The organism is Nocardiopsis sp. CNR-923, from assembly GCF_001942255.1.
In the GTDB taxonomy this organism is placed as follows: Bacteria; Actinomycetota; Actinomycetes; order Streptosporangiales; family Streptosporangiaceae; genus Nocardiopsis.
In genome coordinates this window covers 56253-73672 of record NZ_MKKC01000087.1, presented here as the reverse complement: position 1 = coordinate 73672, position 17420 = coordinate 56253, and the positions used below count along the sequence as shown (strand labels likewise).

The window sequence follows — 17420 nt, the reverse complement described above, 5'->3', positions numbered from 1 at the left end:
AGAAGGACATCACGCGCTGCCTGGAACGGCATGCGGCGTGTGGGGTCCGTCGCGTGCCGACACGGCAGGTGCGTGCCGCGGCCACCCGCCCCCGACCCCCACTGGAGCATCCGTGCGGGGCGGCCACGAGCGCTGGTTCCGGCGCCGCCCGTCACGGGTGGGGCTGATCCGGGCCCATCAGATGCGGCTGTCCCCGCGCCGTCGAAGGACCGCACCCGACGGAGTCCGCGCCGCGCTCCGCGGGCAGCGCGCACCGGCCGTGCCGCCCAGACCGGCGACGATCCGGGGGCGCGCCGCGGTTGCCACGCCCCGGCCCGGACGGCCACGCTGGGGACATGGCCGACGCGCAGAACTCCACCTCCCGCACCGCCCCCGCAGACCTTCGCCGCGACCTGGAGCGCCGGATCCGGGGGACGGTCGCCTTCGATCCCGGAACGCTCGCCCTGTACACCTCCGACGCCTCCAACTACCGACGCGTTCCCCTCGGCGTCGTCATCCCCGAGACCGTCGACGACTGTGCGGCCGCCGTCCGCACCTGTGCCGAGCACGGCGTCCCGGTCGTGCCCCGGGGCGGCGGCACGTCGATCGCGGGCAACGCCATCGGCACGGGGGTCGTCATCGACACCTCGCGCCACCTGCGCGCCATCGAGCACATCGACCCCGTCGCCCGCACCGCCACAGTGCAGCCCGGCGTCATCCTCGACGACCTCCGAGAGGCGGCGTCCGCCCACGGGCTCACCTTCGCCCCCGACCCCTCCACGCACAGCCGCTGCACCGTCGGCGGCATGGTCGGCAACAACGCCTGCGGCTCCCACTCCGTGGCCTGGGGCACCACCGCCGACAACATCGTCGCCCTCGACGTCCTCCTCGCCGACGCACCCGCATGACGGTCGGCTCCCGCCACACCCCCGATGAGTGGGCGGAGCTGACCCGGCGGCCCGGACGCGAGGGCCGGATCTACACCGAACTCGACCGGCTCGTCGAGGAGCATCGCGCCGACCTGCGCACCGCCATGCCCGAGTTCCGGCGCCGCGTCTCCGGCTACGCCCTGGACCGGCTGCTCCCCGAGAAGGCCGCGACGTCGCCGCGGCCCTGGTCGGCACCGAGGGAACCTGCGCCTTCGTCCTGGGCGCCACCGTCCGCCTGGTCGAGTCGCCGCCCGCCCGCGCCCTGGCGGTCCTGGGCTACCCCGACGCCGCCACGGCCGCCGACGCCGTGCCCGACCTGCTCGGCCACGCGCCGCTGACCGCGGAGGGCATCAACGACCGCATGGTCGCGGCCCTGGACCGCCACGGTTCCCGGAGCCGCGTCTCCCTGCCCGAGGGCGGCGCCTGGCTCCTGGTGGAGATCGCGGGAGCGGAGCCAGCCGAGGCCGCCGGGGCGGCGGAACGGATGCTCTCCGAACTCAAGGGCGCGTCCCGGCCGCAGGACGCCGTCGTGGTCACCGACGCCGCACAGCAACGGGCGCTCTGGCGGATCCGCGAGGAGGGGGCCGGGCTCACCCAGCGCACGCCGAGCGGGGACGACGCCTGGTCGGGCTGGGAGGACGCCGCCGTCCCACCGGAGAATCTGGGCGGCTACCTGCGTGACTTCGACACGCTCATGGAGCGGCACGGGCGCTTCGGCGTCGTCTACGGCCACTTCGGCGACGGGTGCCTGCACGTGCGTATCGACTTCGCCCTGACGCACGAACGGGGCCGGAGGGAGTACCGGGCGTTCATGGAGGAGGCCGCCGACCTGGTCGTCGCGCACGGCGGCTCCCTGTCCGGCGAACACGGCGACGGTCAGGCCCGCTCGGAACTGCTCCACCGCATGTACCCGGAGGGGATCATCCGGGCGTTCGGTGCGTTCAAGCGCGTGTGGGACCCGGACGGGGTGATGAACCCCGGCATCATCGTCGACCCGCTGCCCCTGGACGCCGACATCCGGGTGGCCGCCGACGACCGCCCCGAACTGCCCCTGGTGTCGGAGGTCGCCCTCGCCTACGCCGACGACGACGGCGACTTCGCGCGGACCCTGCGCCGCTGCTCGGGCGTGGGCAAGTGCCGGCGCCAGAGCGGGCCCGGCGTCATGTGCCCGAGCTACCAGGTCACCCAAGAGGAGCGGCACTCCACGCGCGGGCGGGCCCACCTGCTGTTCGAGATGGCCAAGGGGGAGGTCATCACCGACGGCTGGCGGTCGGAGGAGGTGCGCGAGAGCCTCGACCTGTGCCTGTCGTGCAAGGGCTGCCTGAGCGACTGCCCGGTCAACGTGGACATGGCCGCCTACAAGTCCGAGTTCCTGCACCAGCACTACCGGGGGCGTCCGCGCCCCGCCGCGCACTACTCGATGGGCTGGCTGCCGTTCTGGGCCCGGCTGGCCACGCTGGCCCCGGCCGAGGCCAACCGGGTCGCCCGGCTTCCCGGCGTTTCGGGCCTGGCCAAGCGGCTCGCCGGGGTGGCCGTTCAGCGCGACCTTCCCGCCTTCGCCACCACGACCTTCACCCGGGCCTTCCGCCGCCGCCAGCGGCGCGGCCGGGGCCGGGCGGCCGGCCGACGGGTCGTCCTGTGGCCCGACACCTTCGGCAACCACCTCAACCCGGGAGTGCTCGCGGCCGCCACCCGCGTGTTGGAGGACGCGGGCTTCACGGTCGTGCTCCCCGAGGGCCGGGTGTGCTGCGGGCTGACGTGGGTGTCGACCGGCCAACTCGGCGTCGCCCGCGCGGTGATGCGCCGTGCCGTGCGCGCCCTGGAGCCGCTCGTGGCCCAGGGGCTGCCCGTGGTCGGACTGGAGCCCAGCTGCACGGCGGCTCTGCGCCACGACCTGGTGGAGCTGCTGCCCGGCCCCGCGAGCGAGCGGGTCGCGGGAGCCGTGCACACCCTGGCGGGGTTTCTCGACGTCCACGCTCCCGAGTGGCGGCCGCCCCGGCTCTCGGCCAGGGCGCTGGCCCAGGTGCACTGCCACCAGCACGCCGTGATGGGGTTCGACGCCGAGCGCGCACTCATCGCCAGGGCGGGGATCGACGGCGAGGTCCTGGACTCGGGCTGCTGCGGACTCGCCGGCGACTTCGGGTTCACCGAGGGGCACTACGAGATCTCCGCCGCTATCGGGGAGCGCGAACTCCTGCCCCGGGTGCGCGCGGCGGACGCGGACACCCTGGTCCTCGCCGACGGCTACAGCTGCCGGACCCAGATCGACCAGGGCACCGGCCGTCGCGCCCTGCACCTGGCGGAGGTCCTCGCCCGGGGGATCGCCGCGAGGGACGCACCGGGTTCTGCGGGAGGAGCCGAGCCGGGAGCGGGGGACGAGCGGCGGGCGTAGGCGAGGACGAAGGGCCCGGTGCTCGGTGCTCCGAGCCTCGTGCCGAGTTCGCGAGAGCGGGTGTCAGACGCCCATCTGTTCCCGGAGGACGGCCAGGACGCGTGAGACGGCGTCGGAGAGGGCCTGGTCCTTCGGGTCCAGGCCCTCACTCAGGTGCACGCGCCAGCGTGCCTCACTGCTTCCGGGCGGTCGGCGCGCCACCAGGCGGAAGCCGGTGGCCGAGTCGCCGCGGGGGTAGGGTACGAACCGGTTGACCAGGATGGTGGCGGTGACGCGCTCGGCGACCGTCTCGGCCATGCGGCGGTAGTCGACGGCGTCCTCGGCCGGTTCCGCGCGCAGCCGGACGGTCCGCCGCCCCTCGCCCTCCTCGTCGAAGGTCAGCGTGTCCGGGGTCCACCTGGCCTGGTCGATGTCCTGCCAGGGCACCGCACGGCCGTCGGGCAGGTACAGCGCACGCGTGGTCGCGACCAGGAGGGGCTGCTCGCCCCCGGCCGCGCGCACCGGCGCGTGGGCGAGCACGCGCTCGCCGCGCTCCAGCCGAGCGCGGACCGACTCGGGCACCCCGCGGCCGAACAGGCCCACTAGCTGCCCTGAGGGCTCTCGGGCGAGCCGTTGGCGCTCGACGGGCGGCCCTCGGCCATGTGCCGCTCCCACTCGACGAGATCCCGTTCATCCTCCGTGGGGCGGGCGAGGAAGTCGCGTAGCGAGGTGATCGGAAGGGTGTCGACGGCCTTGTCGTAGACCGTGCGCCCCGCGTTGCTGACCTGTGCGCCGACGAGCCCGGCCACCTCCTGCACGACGGGGCTGTCGGCCACCTTGCGTGCGGTGCGGACGAGCTGCTCGTAGCGGGCTCTGCCCGCCTTGGCGCCCAGGACGTAACCGACGGCGAGTCCGGCGGCGAAGGTGATCCGGTAGCGCATGGGCTCCCTCTCCAGGCCTTGGTGGCGGTGGGACGGTTCGTGCCCTGACGTTACCGCGTCGTGGCCGCGGCCACACGGCCCGACACCGGTCGCGAGCACTCCGCGAGCGCGCTAGGCTGTTTCCTGTCGCAGCGGACCCCCGTCGCAACGCTGCCGAACGCGGTCCCGCGTAGCTCAATTGGCAGAGCAGCCGGCTGTTAACCGGCAGGTTACTGGTTCGAGTCCAGTCGCGGGAGCGAGTGAGGGCCTTCCCCGTGGGAGGGCCCTTCGTGGTGCGCGGGGGCGGGAGGCACGACGCCCCTCACCCGCTGCCGGGCCGGAGGGGCTCCAACGCGGGGGACGAGGGGGCGACGGGTTCAGATCCGGCCCACACCGCCGAGGATCAGCCGACGGTTGCGGCGGGGCATCTGGTAGGTGCCCGGGACGGGCGGCGCGACGGGCAGGGTGCGCCACCGCTGTACTTCGAGCATTCCGGGGGGGAGGATCTCCCAGCCGTCCAGGAAGGACTCCACCGCGCGGCGTCCGCGCCACCACCCGGAGCCGAGGTGCTCGACGAAGACCCGTTCCAGCCGGGTGGCCCGGATCGCGTCCTTGGAGTACTGGCCCGGGTCGGGGCGGCAGTAGTGGCTGAGGACGACGTGGCTTCCGGGGGCGAACGCCGCGCGCAGGGTCGCGATGTGCCCGGCCGGGTCCTCGTCGTCGGACACGTGCGGCACGACGCCGGTGAGCAGGAGTCCGACCGGCTGGTCGAGGTCGATGAAGCGGCGGGTCTCGTCGTCGCGCAGGACCTGGCCGGGTTCGGTCAGCCCGCCGCGCACGGCCGTGACGGTGCGGCCGTCACAGATCAGGGCTCGGAGGTGGGTCAGCACCATGGGGTCGTCGGTGGCGTAGACGACGCGGGCGTGCCGATCGCTGGCGAGTGCGATCTCGTGCGGGTCCCCCGGAGCCGGCAGACCGGAGCCGAACTGGAGGAACTGTCTGACCCCCGCCTCCTCGACGAGGAAGCGGACCGCGCGCTGGAGGAAGGCTCGCTCACCGAGCACGATCTCCTGGAAGCCGGCCGCGGCGTCGTCGGCGCGTGAGGCGAACTCGCGGTCGCTCTCGAAGTGGTCCTTGCCCTTGAGGTGGAAGGAGCGCAGCCGAGCGATGCTGGGCTGGGCCAGGTCGACGGTGGGCGGCGGATTGGCCCGGACGTGTTTGCCCCCCGCCTGCCTCAGGAAATCGGGGGAGGTGAATCGCGACATCGCCGTCCTCTGGTCGTGAGGTGGGGAAGTGTGGTCGACTCCTGGGATTGTATTCCTCACGGGCGGTGTTTGTTAACCGAGTAGAGGATACGGGTTGGAGAAAAGCGGGGTGGGGACGCCCTTGTCCGCTCGCCTGTCGGGCGTTACTCCAATCTCGGGCCAGGCGTGACGTACACCCCTAATGTCCATTTTGTGAGGAATCGGTGAGGGGGTGTGAGCCGCGCGCGGCCCGCTCCGGCGGGCCCGCGCGGGCCGCGGGGAGAGCGGTTCGCCGCCTCCGGGGGATGGCGACGGCCAGCTCGGGGCCGGTTCCTCGAACAGGTGTCGGAAGGTGCGTTGTCCGCGTATGTCGGCAAAGTGCCACCGGGTGCATACAGAGCGGAGTAGAATAAGGTCGCCGTGAATACGGGTGAGTAATTCACGATGCGTTCTCGCTGCCTGCGCGAATAGCGTTCCGCGGGCGACAATGCGCAGGAGGAGCCGGGGTCGGGTCCCGGCCGAAAACCCCCGGTGAGCGTGCTCCCCGCACCCGCGCCGCGCCCGGGCCCGATCCCGCCGCGCGCGGCTAGCCTGGGGGGATGGACCGTCCCCACACCATCCTGAGCTGCGCCATGTCGGTCGACGGACGCATCGACGACACCGGCCCCGAACGACTGCGGCTGTCCAACGAGGCCGACTTCGCCGAGATCGACGAACTGCGTGCCGAGTGCGACGCCATCCTCGTCGGCGTCGGCACGCTGCGCGCCGACGATCCCAGGCTCCTTGTGCGCTCCCCGGCGCTGCGCGAGCGCCGCCGCGCGCAGGGACGCACCGAGCACCTGCTCAAGGCCGTGGTCACCCGGGGCGGTGACGTCGATCCCTCCGCGCGCCTGTTCGCGACCGGTGACGCCGGTGCGGTCGTCTACTCCGGCGGCGACGGGGTGGACCTGGCCCGCGCGCGCCTGGCCGCTCGGCCGACCGCCGAGCCCCCCGCCGAGGTCGTGGACGCCGGGGACCCGCCCACCGTCGAGGCGATCCTGGCCGACCTGGCCGCGCGCGGGGTCCGGCGCCTGCTCGTGGAGGGCGGCGGCCACATCCACACGCTCTTCCTCGCCTCGGGCCTGGTGGACGAACTCCGCTTGGCGGTCGCCCCGTTCTTCGTGGGCGAGGCGGACGCCCCGCGCTTCGTCCTGCCCGCAGCGTTCCCGCACGGCCCCGCGTCGCCCATGCGCCTGGTCGAGAGCCGCGCGATCGGCGACGTCGCCGTCCTGCGCTACCGGCTGGGGGCGGGGGAGTGAGCACCGGACCGCGGCCGGCCGAGGGCGACGCCGACGCGCACTGGCTGCGCCGGACCGTCGAGCTGTCGCGCAACTGTCCGCCCTCGACCACGGCCTTCTCCGTCGGCGCGGTCGTGGTCGCCGCCGACGGGACGGTCCTGGGCGAGGGCTACTCGCGCCGGGACTCCCCGCACGACCATGCCGAGGAGGTCGCGCTCCGGGAGGTGGACGCGGCCGACCCCCGCCTGTCCGGGGCCACTCTCTACACGTCGCTGGAACCGTGCAGCGCCCGCGCCTCCCGCCCCGTGTCCTGCGCGGAGTTGGTGCGGGGCACCCCGATCCCGCGCGTGGTCTTCGCCTGGCGCGAGCCGGAGCTGTTCGTCGACTGCGACGGCGCCGAACGGCTGCGCCGCTCGGGGCGGGAGGTCGTGGAGCGTCCCGACCTGGCCGCGGGTGTGCGCGAGGCCAACGCCCACCTGCTGGCGGGCGGCGGCCGGTAGCGCGCGGCGAAGCGGAGGCCCAGAGCGAGCACTGCCTCAGAGCCGGTCGACGTCGGTGACCCGCACGACCGCGTGGCCCTCGGCGTCGGAGGCGGCCAGGTCGACCTCGGCGCTGATCCCCCAGTCGCGGTCGCCCGCAGGGTCGGCCAGGACCTGCCTGACCCGCCAGAGCCCGTCCTCCTCCTCGATGAGCAGCAGCGCGGGACCGCGCGCGTCGGGACCGGTCCCGATCTCGTCGTGCTCGTCGAAGTAGTCCTCCAGGGCCTCCTCCCAGGCCTCGGCGTCCCATCCGTCGTCGGAGTCCAGCGCGCCCAGTTCGTCATAGCGGCGGCGGGCGGCCAACTCGACCCGGCGGAAGAGCTCGTTGCGCACCAGGACTCGGAACGCCCGGGTGTTGGCGGTGACCGGGCGGACCCGCTCCTCCGGCTCGGACTCCCCGCCGGGGGACTCCTCCTCGGGGTTGGTGAGCCGCTCCCACTCGTCCAGGAGGCTGGAGTCGACCTGGCGGACCAGTTCGCCGAGCCACTCGACGAGATCGCGCAACTCCTCGGTCTTGGCGTCGTCGGGCACGGTCTGGTTGAGGGCCTTGTAGGCGCTCGCCAGATAGCGCAGCACCAGCCCCTCGGAGCGGGCCAGCTCGTAGAAGCCCACGTACTCGGTGAAGGTCATCGCCCGCTCGAACATGTCGCGCGCCACCGACTTGGGCCGCAGCGGATGGTCGCCCACCCACGGGTGGCCGCGCCGGTAGACCTCGTAGGCGTGGTCGAGCAGTTCCACCAGCGGCTTGGGGTAGTCGACCTCCTCCAGCCGCTCCATGCGCTCCTCGTACTCGATCCCGTCCATCTTCATTCGCTGGACGGCCTCACCGCGGGCCTTGTTGAGCTGGGCGCCGAGGATCTGTCGGGGGTCGTCCAGGGTGGACTCCACGACGCTGAGCACGTCGAGCGCGTAGCTGGGTGAGGCGGCGTCGAGCAGTTCCAGGGACGCCAGAGCGAACGTGGACAGCGGCTGGTTGAGCGCGAAGTCGGCCTGGAGGTCCACCGTGAGGCGGGCGGTCCGGCCCTGTTCGTCCGGTTCGGGCAGGGTCTCGACGATGCCGCCATCGAGCAGCGACCGGTAGATGGCGATCGCCTCGCGGATGTGGCGGCGTTGCGTCCTGCGGTCGTCGTGGTTCTCGGTGAGCAGGTGCCGCATGGCTGTGAAGCAGTTGCCGGGGCGGCCGATCACGCTGAGCAGCATGGCGTTGCTGACGCGGAATCGGGAGGTCAGCGGCTCGGGCTCGGCGTCGATGAGCTTGTCGAACGTCGCCTTGTCCCAGGAGACGAAGCCCTCGGGAGCCTTCTTGCGCACGACCTTGCGCCGCTTCTTGGCGTCGTCGCCCGCCTTGGCCAGCGCCTTCTCGTTCTCGATCACGTGCTCGGGGGCCTGGGCGACCACGTTGCCCACGGTGTCGAACCCGGCGCGTCCGGCCCGCCCGGCGATCTGGTGGAACTCGCGGGCGCGCAGACGGCGGACCCGCACGCCGTCGTACTTGCTCAGCGCGGTGAAGAGCACGGTGCGGATGGGCACGTTGACGCCCACGCCCAGGGTGTCGGTGCCGCAGATGACCTTGAGCAGCCCGGCCTGGGCCAGCCGTTCGACCAGGCGCCGGTACTTGGGCAGCATGCCCGCGTGGTGCACGCCGATGCCGTGCCGCACGTACCGCGACAGGTTGCGCCCGAACCGGGTGGTGAAGCGGAAGTTGCCGATCTCCTCGGCGATCGCTGCTTTCTCCGCCTTCGTGCACATGTTGATGCTGGTCAGCGACTGCGCCCGCTCGACCGCCTGCGCCTGGGTGAAGTGCACGATGTACACCGGAGCCTGGCCGGTGGACAGGAGTTCCTCCAGGGTCTCGTGCAAAGGAGTGACCCGGTAGTCGTAGTAGAGGGGGACCGGGCGCTCGGCCGAGGCGACCACGGAGGTGGACCGCCCGGTGCGCCGGTCGAGGTCCTCCTCGAAGCGCGTGACGTCGCCCAGGGTGGCCGACATGAGGAGGAACTGGCACTGGGGCAGCTCCAGCAGCGGCACCTGCCAGGCCCAGCCGCGATCGGCCTCGGCGTAGAAGTGGAACTCGTCCATGACCACCGTGCCGATGTCGGCGCGGCCGCCCTCGGCGAGCGCGATCTGGGCCAGGACCTCGGCCGTGCAGCAGATGATGGGGGCGTCGGCGTTCACGCTGGCGTCGCCGGTCATCATGCCGACGTTGTCGGTCCCGAAGATCTTGCACAGGTCGAAGAACTTCTCCGAGACCAGGGCCTTGATGGGAGCCGTGTAGAACGCGCACTCGTTCCGGGACAGGGCGGCGAACAGCGCCCCCGTGGCGACCATGCTCTTGCCAGAGCCGGTCGGGGTGCTGAGGATGACGTTGGACCCGGAGACGACCTCGATGAGGGCCTCCTCCTGGTGCGGGTAGAGCGTGAGACCCCGCTCCTCGGCCCACAAAGCGAACGCCTCGAAGAGGGAGTCGGGGTCGGGTTCGGCCGGAAGCACATCGATGAGACTCACGCTTCCTATACTGCCCGCTCCCGTGCACCCTTCGGGACGGCCGTCCCCGAGGCCGCACCGGATACGGCGACGGGCGCGTCCCCCGGGAAGGGGGACGCGCCCGTGGACGCCCGGCGGGACGGACCGGTCCTAGACCAGGCCGAGCTTGCGGACGGTGTCGCGCTCCTCGACGAGTTCCTGGACGGAGGCGTCGATGCGGGAGCGGGAGAAGTCGTCGATCTCCAGGCCCTGGACGATCTCCCAGCGGCCGTTCCTGGAGACGACCGGGAAGGAGGAGATGAGTCCCTCGGGAACGCCGTAGGAGCGTCGGACGGGATGGCGGCGGAGGTCCAGTCGCCCTCGGGGGTTCCGTTGACCCAGTCGTGGACGTGGTCGATGGCGGCGTTGGCGGCCGAGGCGGCCGAGGACGCGCCCCGGGCCTCGATGATCGCGGCGCCGCGCTTGGCGACGGTCGGGATGAAGTCGTTCTCCAGCCAGGCCTGGTCGTCGACGGCCTTGGCGGCGTTGGCGCCGTCGACCTCGGCGTGGAACAGGTCCGGGTACTGGGTCGCGGAGTGGTTGCCCCAGATCGTGAGCTTCCTGATGTCGTTGATCGACACGTCGAGCTTCTTGGCGAGCTGGGTGAGCGCGCGGTTGTGGTCGAGGCGGGTCATCGCGGTGAAGCGCTCGGCCGGGACGTCCGGCGCGTGGCTCTGGGCGATGAGGGCGTTGGTGTTGGCCGGGTTGCCGACCACCAGGACGCGGATGTCGTCGGCCGCGCCGGCGTTGATCGCCTCGCCCTGGGGCTTGAAGATGCCGCCGTTGGCTTCAAGCAGGTCACCGCGCTCCATGCCCTTGCCGCGCGGACGGGCGCCGACAAGCAGGCCGACGTTGGCGCCCTCGAAGGCCCGGCGGGCGTCGTCGAAGATGTCGATGTCCTGGAGCAGCGGGAACGCGCAGTCGTCCAGCTCCATGGCCGTGCCCTCGGCGGCCTTGACCGCCTGCGGGATCTCCAGCAGACGCAGCTTCACCGGGGTGTCGGCCCCCAGCAGCTGACCGGAGGCGATCCGGAACAGCAGGGCATAGCCGATCTGGCCAGCGGCGCCGGTGACGGTGACGTTGACGGGTACTTGGGCCATGACGTGAACTCTCCTGACGACGAAGTGCGACCCGCGATGTTACCAACGGGTACGAAGCGGCGTCGGTGCCGGGGCGCTGGGGTCCGACCAGGCGCGCGCCGCACCTCACCACCCTAGACCGACCGTCCCCGGGAGGGGCGACCCAGGTGCGCGCAAGGAGACCGTGCCCTGATGGCGCCGTGCGCCAATCCCCTTCGGCGTCGGATTTCCGGCGCGGAAACGCCTGACGCACCCTGTTAGGATGACGATTGCGACGACGGCGGGCCGGTAGCTCAGCTGGTTAGAGCAGGGGACTCATAATCCCTGGGTCGCGGGTTCGAGTCCTGCCCGGCCTACCCTCTATGACCCGAAAGAAGCGCCACCGACCTGCGCGGACAGGTCAGTGGCGCTCTCGTGTTCCCTGTGATCTCGTGCGGACTCCCGAGGTCCGGGCCGTACGGCCACGTGAATGCGCGTCGACGTTCCAGAACCCCCTCGAACCCGAACGGGGTTCGGGGCCGCCGGACTTCGACTTCGCGCTTCACGAGACCTGATAAGACGATAGATCCGACATCGCTACTGCGAACCGCTCATTTCGTCATCTGTGAAGGGCGGATTCCTTCATGCAGGCCGACCATCGCGTGGTTCGGGGAGCGACGGGCCGAGAGGAGGTCGGACCAATGCCCGGTGAACACCGCCCGACGGGCCTGGTTCGGTCAAGGCCCGGACGGATGCCGGCGGGAGCGTGGGGGATGCGCCCATCGGGCCGTCGCGGGCTCCTCAGGCGCCGTGGAGGAATGTCCCGGTTCCCGCGCTGGAGCGGAGGCCATGCTGGGCTGACTGTGCACCGGTCAGCGCCTCGTGGACGGGGTGCGCGCGGGGGGCGTGAGCGCTCTGTGCAGCCCGCGCTGAGCGGAGGGGCCGGGCTGGGTGGCAGCAGGGACCGCGCCCGGCACCGGCTCCGGTGAGGGCACGGGGCTGGACGGTGTCCTGGCCCGCCGGCGCTCCACCCGGACCGGGTGGAGCGCGACCGCGACCACTACTGGACCCAGTTCACATTGAACGGATAGGTGAACTGCTGTCCCTGGTTGACGGCCTGTCCGGCCCGCACCCCCGTGACGATCGAGAAGATGAACGCGGCGAGCCAGGTCAGGTAGCCGATGAGCACGATCATGAGCAGCCCGGAGACCACGTACGCGATCAACATGACGAGCTGGAAGTTCAGGGCCGCAGCCGCCTGCTGCCGCACGAACGGAGACTCGTCCTTCTTGATCACGTAGATGATCAGGGGGACGATCCATCCGAGGAGGCCGCCGCCCAGGTGCGCGAAGAAGGCCATCTGCCTGTCGTCGGGCGTGGGCTGGCCGCCGTGCCACTGCTGGCCGTGCGGAGGGTGGCCGCCGGGCTGGGCCTCGGGTCCGGGTTGGCCGGGCGGCGGGGGGTAGCCGCCCGACCCCTCCTGGTGGGCGGGCCGCTGGCCCTGGCCGTAGGGATCCTCCGGCGGGGGAGGGGGCGGGTAGGACATGGTCTACTCCTTCGGTGGGATTCGGGGGAACGGCCGTGATGGTCCCACCTCAGCAGACGGCCGCCGATGGGTGCCGGTTCCGGTGGCCGGGAGCGGTGGGATCTCGTGGCTCCGGCACTCGATCTTTAGCATGCCAGGGCACGGCGATCGAATTGCAATGTCACGGCGCCCGTCCCGCGCGGCCCCGCCGGGGCGCCCGAGGGTGGCGTTCCGGGGGCGCCGGAGAAATGTGAGAACAATTCATAATCGAAATCGCGCGGCTCGGCGCCCGTGTTCTCCGTCCGCTTCGTGATGATCGGAGTTGATTCCTGGTGAGTTCTCCAGATCCTTCCGTGTCGCCCGCGCAGCGCATGATGCCGGTTTTCTCCACACAGTTCCGAGTGCTCCTCTAGACTGGTGGCCCGCCCAGGGTGATGGTGTCGCACGTCTCATCAACCGCCGTCCGCCCTACGTCGTCCGACATGTCGTGAAACAGCGGAGAGGCGAGTGGTGAGCCGGGGTCAGCGAGGGCGGCGGAGAGCACCCGCCCGCCGGAGAGGTCACCGGGCGTGGTGGACGGGCGCGGGCGCGGCCGTCGTCGCGGTCGCCGTCGTCGGCGTGGCTGTCCACGTCCTGCCGCGTGCGGCCGAACCCTTTGCGCGCGGGGTCGCTCCCCTGGCTCCGGCCCCCTTCGCCGACCTCGTCGACCGCGTCGGCGTCACCTCCGACGGCGCCGCCGTCACCGGCGACCTCGACGGAGCGGGCAACAGCCTGTCCGCCCAGGCCCTCTCGGCCGCCGGATGGCTCCCCGGAGGCCGCATCACCGTCCTCGGCACCCCCGTCGACCTGCCTTCCTACGGTCCCGGGCGGCCCGACCACCTGGTCAGCGAGGGGCAGCGTGTGCGCCTGGAGGAGAATCGCGTCCGCGGGGTCACCTTCCTCGCCACCGCCATCCGCGCCGACGACCTGGACGCGCCCGTCCTGGGCGCCGGCCGCGTGGTCTACGCCGACGACACCGCGGAGGAGTTCACTCTCTCCGTCCCCGACTGGACCAGGGGCCCCGCCGCCGACGCCGTCCTGACCCTCCCCTACGCCAACGCAGTCACCGGGTTCGGCCGGGGCGGCTCGGTGCGCCTGTACGCGCGCACCGTCCCGGTCGACCCGCTGCGCGAGGTCTCCCACGTCGTTCTGCCCCGGGCCCCCGTCGGCGGTGACCTGCACGTGTTCGCCGTGGAGGGGACCCCCGTCGTCGACGACTGGGTCGGCACCTGGTCCCGGTCCACCTCCGTTCTGCTGGAGGTCGGCCCCTGGCAGGACCAGACTCTGCGCCTGGTCGTGCGCACCAGCACCAGTGGCACCACAGCGCGCATCCGACTCGACAACACCTTCGCGACCCGAGCAGTGACCGTCGGCGCCGCCTCCTTGGCGTTGCGCGGCGGCGGCGCCGGGACCACGGGGGCGGCGGTCCCGCTCACCTTCGACGGGGCCTCCGGGACCGTCCTGCCGGCCGGTGCCCAGGTGTTCAGCGACCCGGTCGCCGTCCGGCTGCCCGCCAACACCGAGGCGCTGGTCAGCCTCCACCTGCCGGAGCGGGTGACCAGCGCACCCGTCCACTACGCCGCCGCGGACACGGGATTCACCAGTCCGGCCGGGAGCGGCGACCTGACCCTGGACACCACCGGGGAGCCGTTCACCGGGTCAGTCGCGCAGTGGCCCTTCCTCACCGGCCTGGAGGTCCTCGGCGCGCCGGGCGCGGTCGCCGCGGTCGGCGACTCGCTCACCGACGGCGTCGGCGCCACGCGCGACGCCCACACCCGCTGGCCCGACGTGCTCAGCGAACGTCTGGCGGCCCAACCGGGGGTCCCCCACCTCGGGGTGCTCACGCGGGCGTCGCCGGGAACCACGTCGTCTCCGACCCGTACACGGGTGAGGGCACGGCCACCACCGCGGCCGGGGTCAGTCTGCGCCACCGCTTCGAGCGCGACGTGCTGGCCCAGCACGGGGTGGACACCGTCGTCGTCTTCGCCGGAATCAACGATCTGCGGTGGGGGACTACCGCGCGCGAGGTGGTCGCCGGGCTCGACGAGGTCGCCGCGCTGGCCCGGGAACGGGGGCTGCGGGTCTTCGTCGCCACGCTCGCGCCGTGCGGCGGCGAGCCGCTGTGCACGGCGGCGGTGGAACGGGAGCGCCGGGAGGTCAACACCCATCTGCGGGCCCAGGCGACCGCGCCTGGCTCGGTGTACGACGGGGTGTGGGACTTCGACCGGGTGCTGCGCGATCCCGCCGACCCGACACGGCTGCTGCCCGCCTACGACTCCGGGGACCACCTGCACCCGGGCGACGCGGGGTTCCGGGCGATCGCCGAATCCGTCGATCTTTACGCGCTGGTCGGGGGCTGAACGCCGGATCCGGGCGTGGCTCCGTTCAGCGCGGGCACCCCAGGTGGTGGTGGACCACCAGGTCGACGTAGACGGCGCCGAGGTCCTCCAGGCTCAGGCCGCCGTCGGGGTCGTACCAGTGCAGGAGGGAGTCGAGGGTCTCCAGTACCTCGTCGGCCGCCCGGCCCGGGTCGCGGATCTCGAAGGTCCGGGTCACGACGCCGTCCCTGATCATCTCCCGAAGATGTTCGCGGTAGGCACGGGTGAGACGGACGATCTCTCTGTGCCGGGCCGGATGGACGGCGCGAAGGACCGGCAGGAGTTCATGGCCCAGCGCGGTGGCCGCTCGATGCTTCCACCCGAGGGCCACGTGCCGTCTGACCAGGTTCGCCATGCGGTCGGGCGCGGGCGCGCGGCGTCGTCGGCGGTCAGCTGCCCGTCGACGCGCTCGCGGGTGGAGCGCAGCACGACCGCGTAGGCGAGGTCGAACCGGGTGGGGAAGGCACGTCGGAGGGAGGCGGCGTCGGTCCCGGTCTCTGAGGCGATGCGCTCGGTCAGAGCGGACATGGCGATGCCGCGCGAGCGTGTCTGGCGAACAGGCGCGCCGCGCAGTCCAGGACGGGGGCCGTGGTGCGCAGCGCCTGAGGGGAGGTGTCGGCCGTCATCTGTCAGGTATCTCGTCGTTGGGAAGACGCCGCGGGGGTGGGGCGCGGCGTGGGGACTGCTTCGGTGGGAATGCTTTCCGAGGATAGCTCCAGGGGGGCGTCCCATCGCGTGAAACGCGGGAAATCGGCGCGGATTGCCGTGGCTATGTGGCACATGATGCGGATGTGCCCGTTGTTATGCGAATAGGGGAGTAAAGCCCGGTTCCAGGGTCGCCCTACGCCCTCGCCCGTCCCCTCCTGGCCTGCTGTTTCCCTGGGCGCTCAGGGTGAACCCGCGGTCTGGCGTCCTCCCCTCTCGGCGTCCTTCGTCAGCGGTGCGAGATCCTCGATCCGTTCCGTCGCGATCACGTCGACGCCCATTCCCATGTGCCGCGCCATTTCTGGAAAATCATTCACGTTCCACGCGGCCACGCGATATCCGAAACGGTGGATCTCTCCGATCCGCTCCCGGTTCAGCAGTGTGTGCCGCACCGCCAGACAGCTGGGGCGCAGGGTCCGAACCACCTCCTCGGGGGGCAGCCCCGGTTGGTCCCACGTCAGCAGCAACGGCGTCTCGGCGCTGCGCGACCGCAACGCTCCCAGCGCCTCGGGCGAGCCGGTGAACGGGACCCGGTCGGCCAGGCCGCGCTCGCGCAGCAGGGTGTGCGCCGCCAGCGCCGCGTCCGGGGCGACGGCGTCGATGAGCAGGGGCGGAACGGTCCCGGGGCGGAACTCGCCGAGCACTTCCATCAGGGTGGGGACGCGCCGATCCACGTCGTCGCGGACGGTCGCGAGTTCGGCCAGGGTGAGCTCGGCGACCGGACGCGGCGCGGCGCCCGGCGTGGACGTGACGCCTTCGTCGACCAGGACGGGGTACCCGTCCGAACTCAGGTGGACGTCGACCTTGACCAGGTCGGCTCCGGCGCGCCACGCTGATCGCAGGGCGGGGAGGGTGTTCCCCGGTGAACGCGCGGTGTCTCCGCTCAGTGCGATGGACAACGTCATGGTGCCAGGGTGGCAAAGTCGGCGGCCCCTCGTGGTGCAAACAGGAAAAACGCCGACCAAGGCGGACCGGCACGATGGGTCGCCACCCCCGGGGCGGGACGGCGTGACCGCTCGGGTCCCCGCGCGCGGCCACTGCGAGCCGTGTCACGTCGCCAGGCCACCGACCCGGTCCCCCGAACTGGGAAACTCTGTTACGTGAGATCGTGTCAGCACGGTGTCCCCAAGGTCGGCCCTGGAGTGTGAGGCGAACGATGATCCCGGACCAGCGACGAGAGCACATCCTGAAGCTCCTGCAAGAGCGTCACGTGCTGAGCATCAACGAGCTCACGTCCATGCTGTCCGTGTCCCACATGACGGTCCGGCGTGACATCCAGGCCCTGGAGAACGACGGCAAGGTCCTGTCGGTGACCGGCGGTGTGCGGCTGGCGGCCCGGCTCAAGAGCGAACCCTCCTACCTGGCCAAGGCGCAGCTGGAGGTGCCCGCCAAGCGGGCGATAGCGCGCGCGGCCGCCGATCTGGTACGGGAGAACTTCACCATCTACCTGGACGCGGGGACGACCACCCTCCAGATGGTCCCGATGCTCACGGACAAGGTCGGCCTGACCGTCATCACCAGCGACTTCAACGTCGTGGGCCACCTGATGGAGTACCCGGGGATCGAGCTGATCCACACCGGAGGCGTGGTGTCCCACTCCGACCACTCGTCCGTGGGTCAGTTCACCGCCGACTTCCTCCGCAAGGTCAACGTCGACCTGGCCTTCATCGCCAGCAGTTCCTGGGACGCCGAGCGCGGGTCGACGACCCCCTCGGAGGCGAAGGTGATCGCCAAGCAGGAGCTGCTGCGGATCGCGTCCAAGAGCGTCCTGACGGTCGACAGCACCAAGTACGGCAAGTTCGGCACGTTCCGGGTGGCGAGCCTGGAGGAGTTCGACCTCATCGTCACCGACGACCGGCTGCCGCGCTCGGCCGTGGACGAGCTGGCCGAGCGGGACGTGCGACTGAGGTTGGTGGGGTGTGACTGACGCGCC

At 71.9% G+C, this 17420-nt stretch carries 9 protein-coding genes, 2 tRNA genes and 4 pseudogenes; 7 read left to right on the top strand and 8 right to left on the bottom strand.

Features of this window, described 5'->3' with window-relative positions; translation table 11 throughout:
* Positions 1-335 precede the first annotated feature (335 nt).
* Positions 336-3300, top strand: a pseudogene (locus BJF83_RS14295) (FAD-binding and (Fe-S)-binding domain-containing protein).
* A gap of 63 nt (positions 3301-3363) precedes the next feature.
* Here the strand turns inward: BJF83_RS14295 and BJF83_RS14290 are convergent.
* Complete coding sequence (locus tag BJF83_RS14290; protein ID WP_075926688.1) at positions 3364-3882, bottom strand: hypothetical protein; 519 nt, start codon at positions 3880-3882, stop codon at positions 3364-3366.
* Positions 3882-4220 carry a hypothetical protein gene (locus BJF83_RS14285; RefSeq protein WP_075926687.1) on the bottom strand — a complete coding sequence of 113 codons (339 nt, stop codon included), beginning with the start codon at positions 4218-4220 and terminating at the stop codon, positions 3882-3884. The genes BJF83_RS14290 and BJF83_RS14285 overlap by 1 nt, the downstream gene beginning before the upstream one ends.
* 163 nt (positions 4221-4383) lie before the next feature.
* Between BJF83_RS14285 and BJF83_RS14280 the strand changes: the two genes are divergently transcribed.
* Positions 4384-4456 (top strand) — tRNA-Asn (locus tag BJF83_RS14280).
* Positions 4457-4576: 120 nt separating this feature from the next.
* Here the strand turns inward: BJF83_RS14280 and BJF83_RS14275 are convergent.
* Positions 4577-5464 carry an SAM-dependent methyltransferase gene (locus tag BJF83_RS14275; RefSeq protein ID WP_075926686.1) on the bottom strand — a complete coding sequence of 296 codons (888 nt, stop codon included), beginning with the start codon at positions 5462-5464 and terminating at the stop codon, positions 4577-4579.
* Between the two features lie 578 nt (positions 5465-6042).
* Here BJF83_RS14275 and BJF83_RS14270 point away from each other — a divergent pair.
* Both BJF83_RS14270 and BJF83_RS14265 read left to right on the top strand, forming a co-directional pair.
* On the top strand, positions 6043-6741 hold the full coding sequence (locus BJF83_RS14270; protein WP_075926685.1) for a dihydrofolate reductase family protein: 699 nt from the start codon (positions 6043-6045) through the stop codon (positions 6739-6741).
* Complete coding sequence (locus BJF83_RS14265) at positions 6738-7220, top strand: deaminase (protein ID WP_075926684.1); 483 nt, start codon at positions 6738-6740, stop codon at positions 7218-7220. Before BJF83_RS14270 ends, BJF83_RS14265 begins: the two co-directional genes overlap by 4 nt.
* Before the next feature lie 36 nt (positions 7221-7256).
* On the opposite strand, the gene BJF83_RS14260 is transcribed toward BJF83_RS14265, so the two are convergent.
* Complete coding sequence (locus BJF83_RS14260) at positions 7257-9749, bottom strand: RNA helicase (RefSeq protein WP_075926756.1); 2493 nt, start codon at positions 9747-9749, stop codon at positions 7257-7259.
* A 144-nt stretch (positions 9750-9893) separates the two neighbouring features.
* Positions 9894-10882 (bottom strand): annotated as a pseudogene (locus tag BJF83_RS14255) (malate dehydrogenase).
* 261 nt (positions 10883-11143) lie between these two features.
* Between BJF83_RS14255 and BJF83_RS14250 the strand changes: the two are divergent.
* A tRNA-Ile gene (locus BJF83_RS14250) sits at positions 11144-11217 on the top strand.
* A gap of 683 nt (positions 11218-11900) precedes the next feature.
* Here the strand turns inward: BJF83_RS14250 and BJF83_RS14245 are convergent.
* Complete coding sequence (locus BJF83_RS14245; protein ID WP_075926683.1) at positions 11901-12386, bottom strand: DUF4870 domain-containing protein; 486 nt, start codon at positions 12384-12386, stop codon at positions 11901-11903.
* Positions 12387-12872: 486 nt separating this feature from the next.
* Here BJF83_RS14245 and BJF83_RS31120 point away from each other — a divergent pair.
* Positions 12873-14764: pseudogene (locus BJF83_RS31120) on the top strand (GDSL-type esterase/lipase family protein).
* 25 nt (positions 14765-14789) lie between these two features.
* Here the strand turns inward: BJF83_RS31120 and BJF83_RS14235 are convergent.
* Both BJF83_RS14235 and BJF83_RS14230 read right to left on the bottom strand, forming a co-directional pair.
* A pseudogene (locus BJF83_RS14235) lies at positions 14790-15408 on the bottom strand (TetR/AcrR family transcriptional regulator).
* A 261-nt stretch (positions 15409-15669) separates the two neighbouring features.
* Complete coding sequence (locus BJF83_RS14230) at positions 15670-16392, bottom strand: glycerophosphodiester phosphodiesterase (protein WP_075926682.1); 723 nt, start codon at positions 16390-16392, stop codon at positions 15670-15672.
* Positions 16393-16643: 251 nt separating this feature from the next.
* Between BJF83_RS14230 and BJF83_RS14225 the strand changes: the two genes are divergently transcribed.
* Positions 16644-17414, top strand: a complete 771-nt coding sequence (locus BJF83_RS14225; RefSeq protein WP_075926681.1) for a DeoR/GlpR family DNA-binding transcription regulator — start codon at positions 16644-16646, stop codon at positions 17412-17414.
* Positions 17415-17420: the final 6 nt, after the last annotated feature.

What these genes read in the sequence shown, in the direction of transcription:
- BJF83_RS14285 (WP_075926687.1), bottom strand. Translation starts at nt 4,220, where the DNA reads ATGCGCTACCGGATCACCTTCGCCGCCGGACTCGCCGTCGGTTACGTC.
- BJF83_RS14275 (WP_075926686.1), bottom strand. Translation starts at nt 5,464, where the DNA reads ATGTCGCGATTCACCTCCCCCGATTTCCTGAGGCAGGCGGGGGGCAAA.
- BJF83_RS14270 (WP_075926685.1), top strand. Translation starts at nt 6,043, where the DNA reads ATGGACCGTCCCCACACCATCCTGAGCTGCGCCATGTCGGTCGACGGA.
- BJF83_RS14245 (WP_075926683.1), bottom strand. Translation starts at nt 12,386, where the DNA reads ATGTCCTACCCGCCCCCTCCCCCGCCGGAGGATCCCTACGGCCAGGGC.
- BJF83_RS14230 (WP_075926682.1), bottom strand. Translation starts at nt 16,392, where the DNA reads ATGACGTTGTCCATCGCACTGAGCGGAGACACCGCGCGTTCACCGGGG.
- BJF83_RS14225 (WP_075926681.1), top strand. Translation starts at nt 16,644, where the DNA reads ATGATCCCGGACCAGCGACGAGAGCACATCCTGAAGCTCCTGCAAGAG.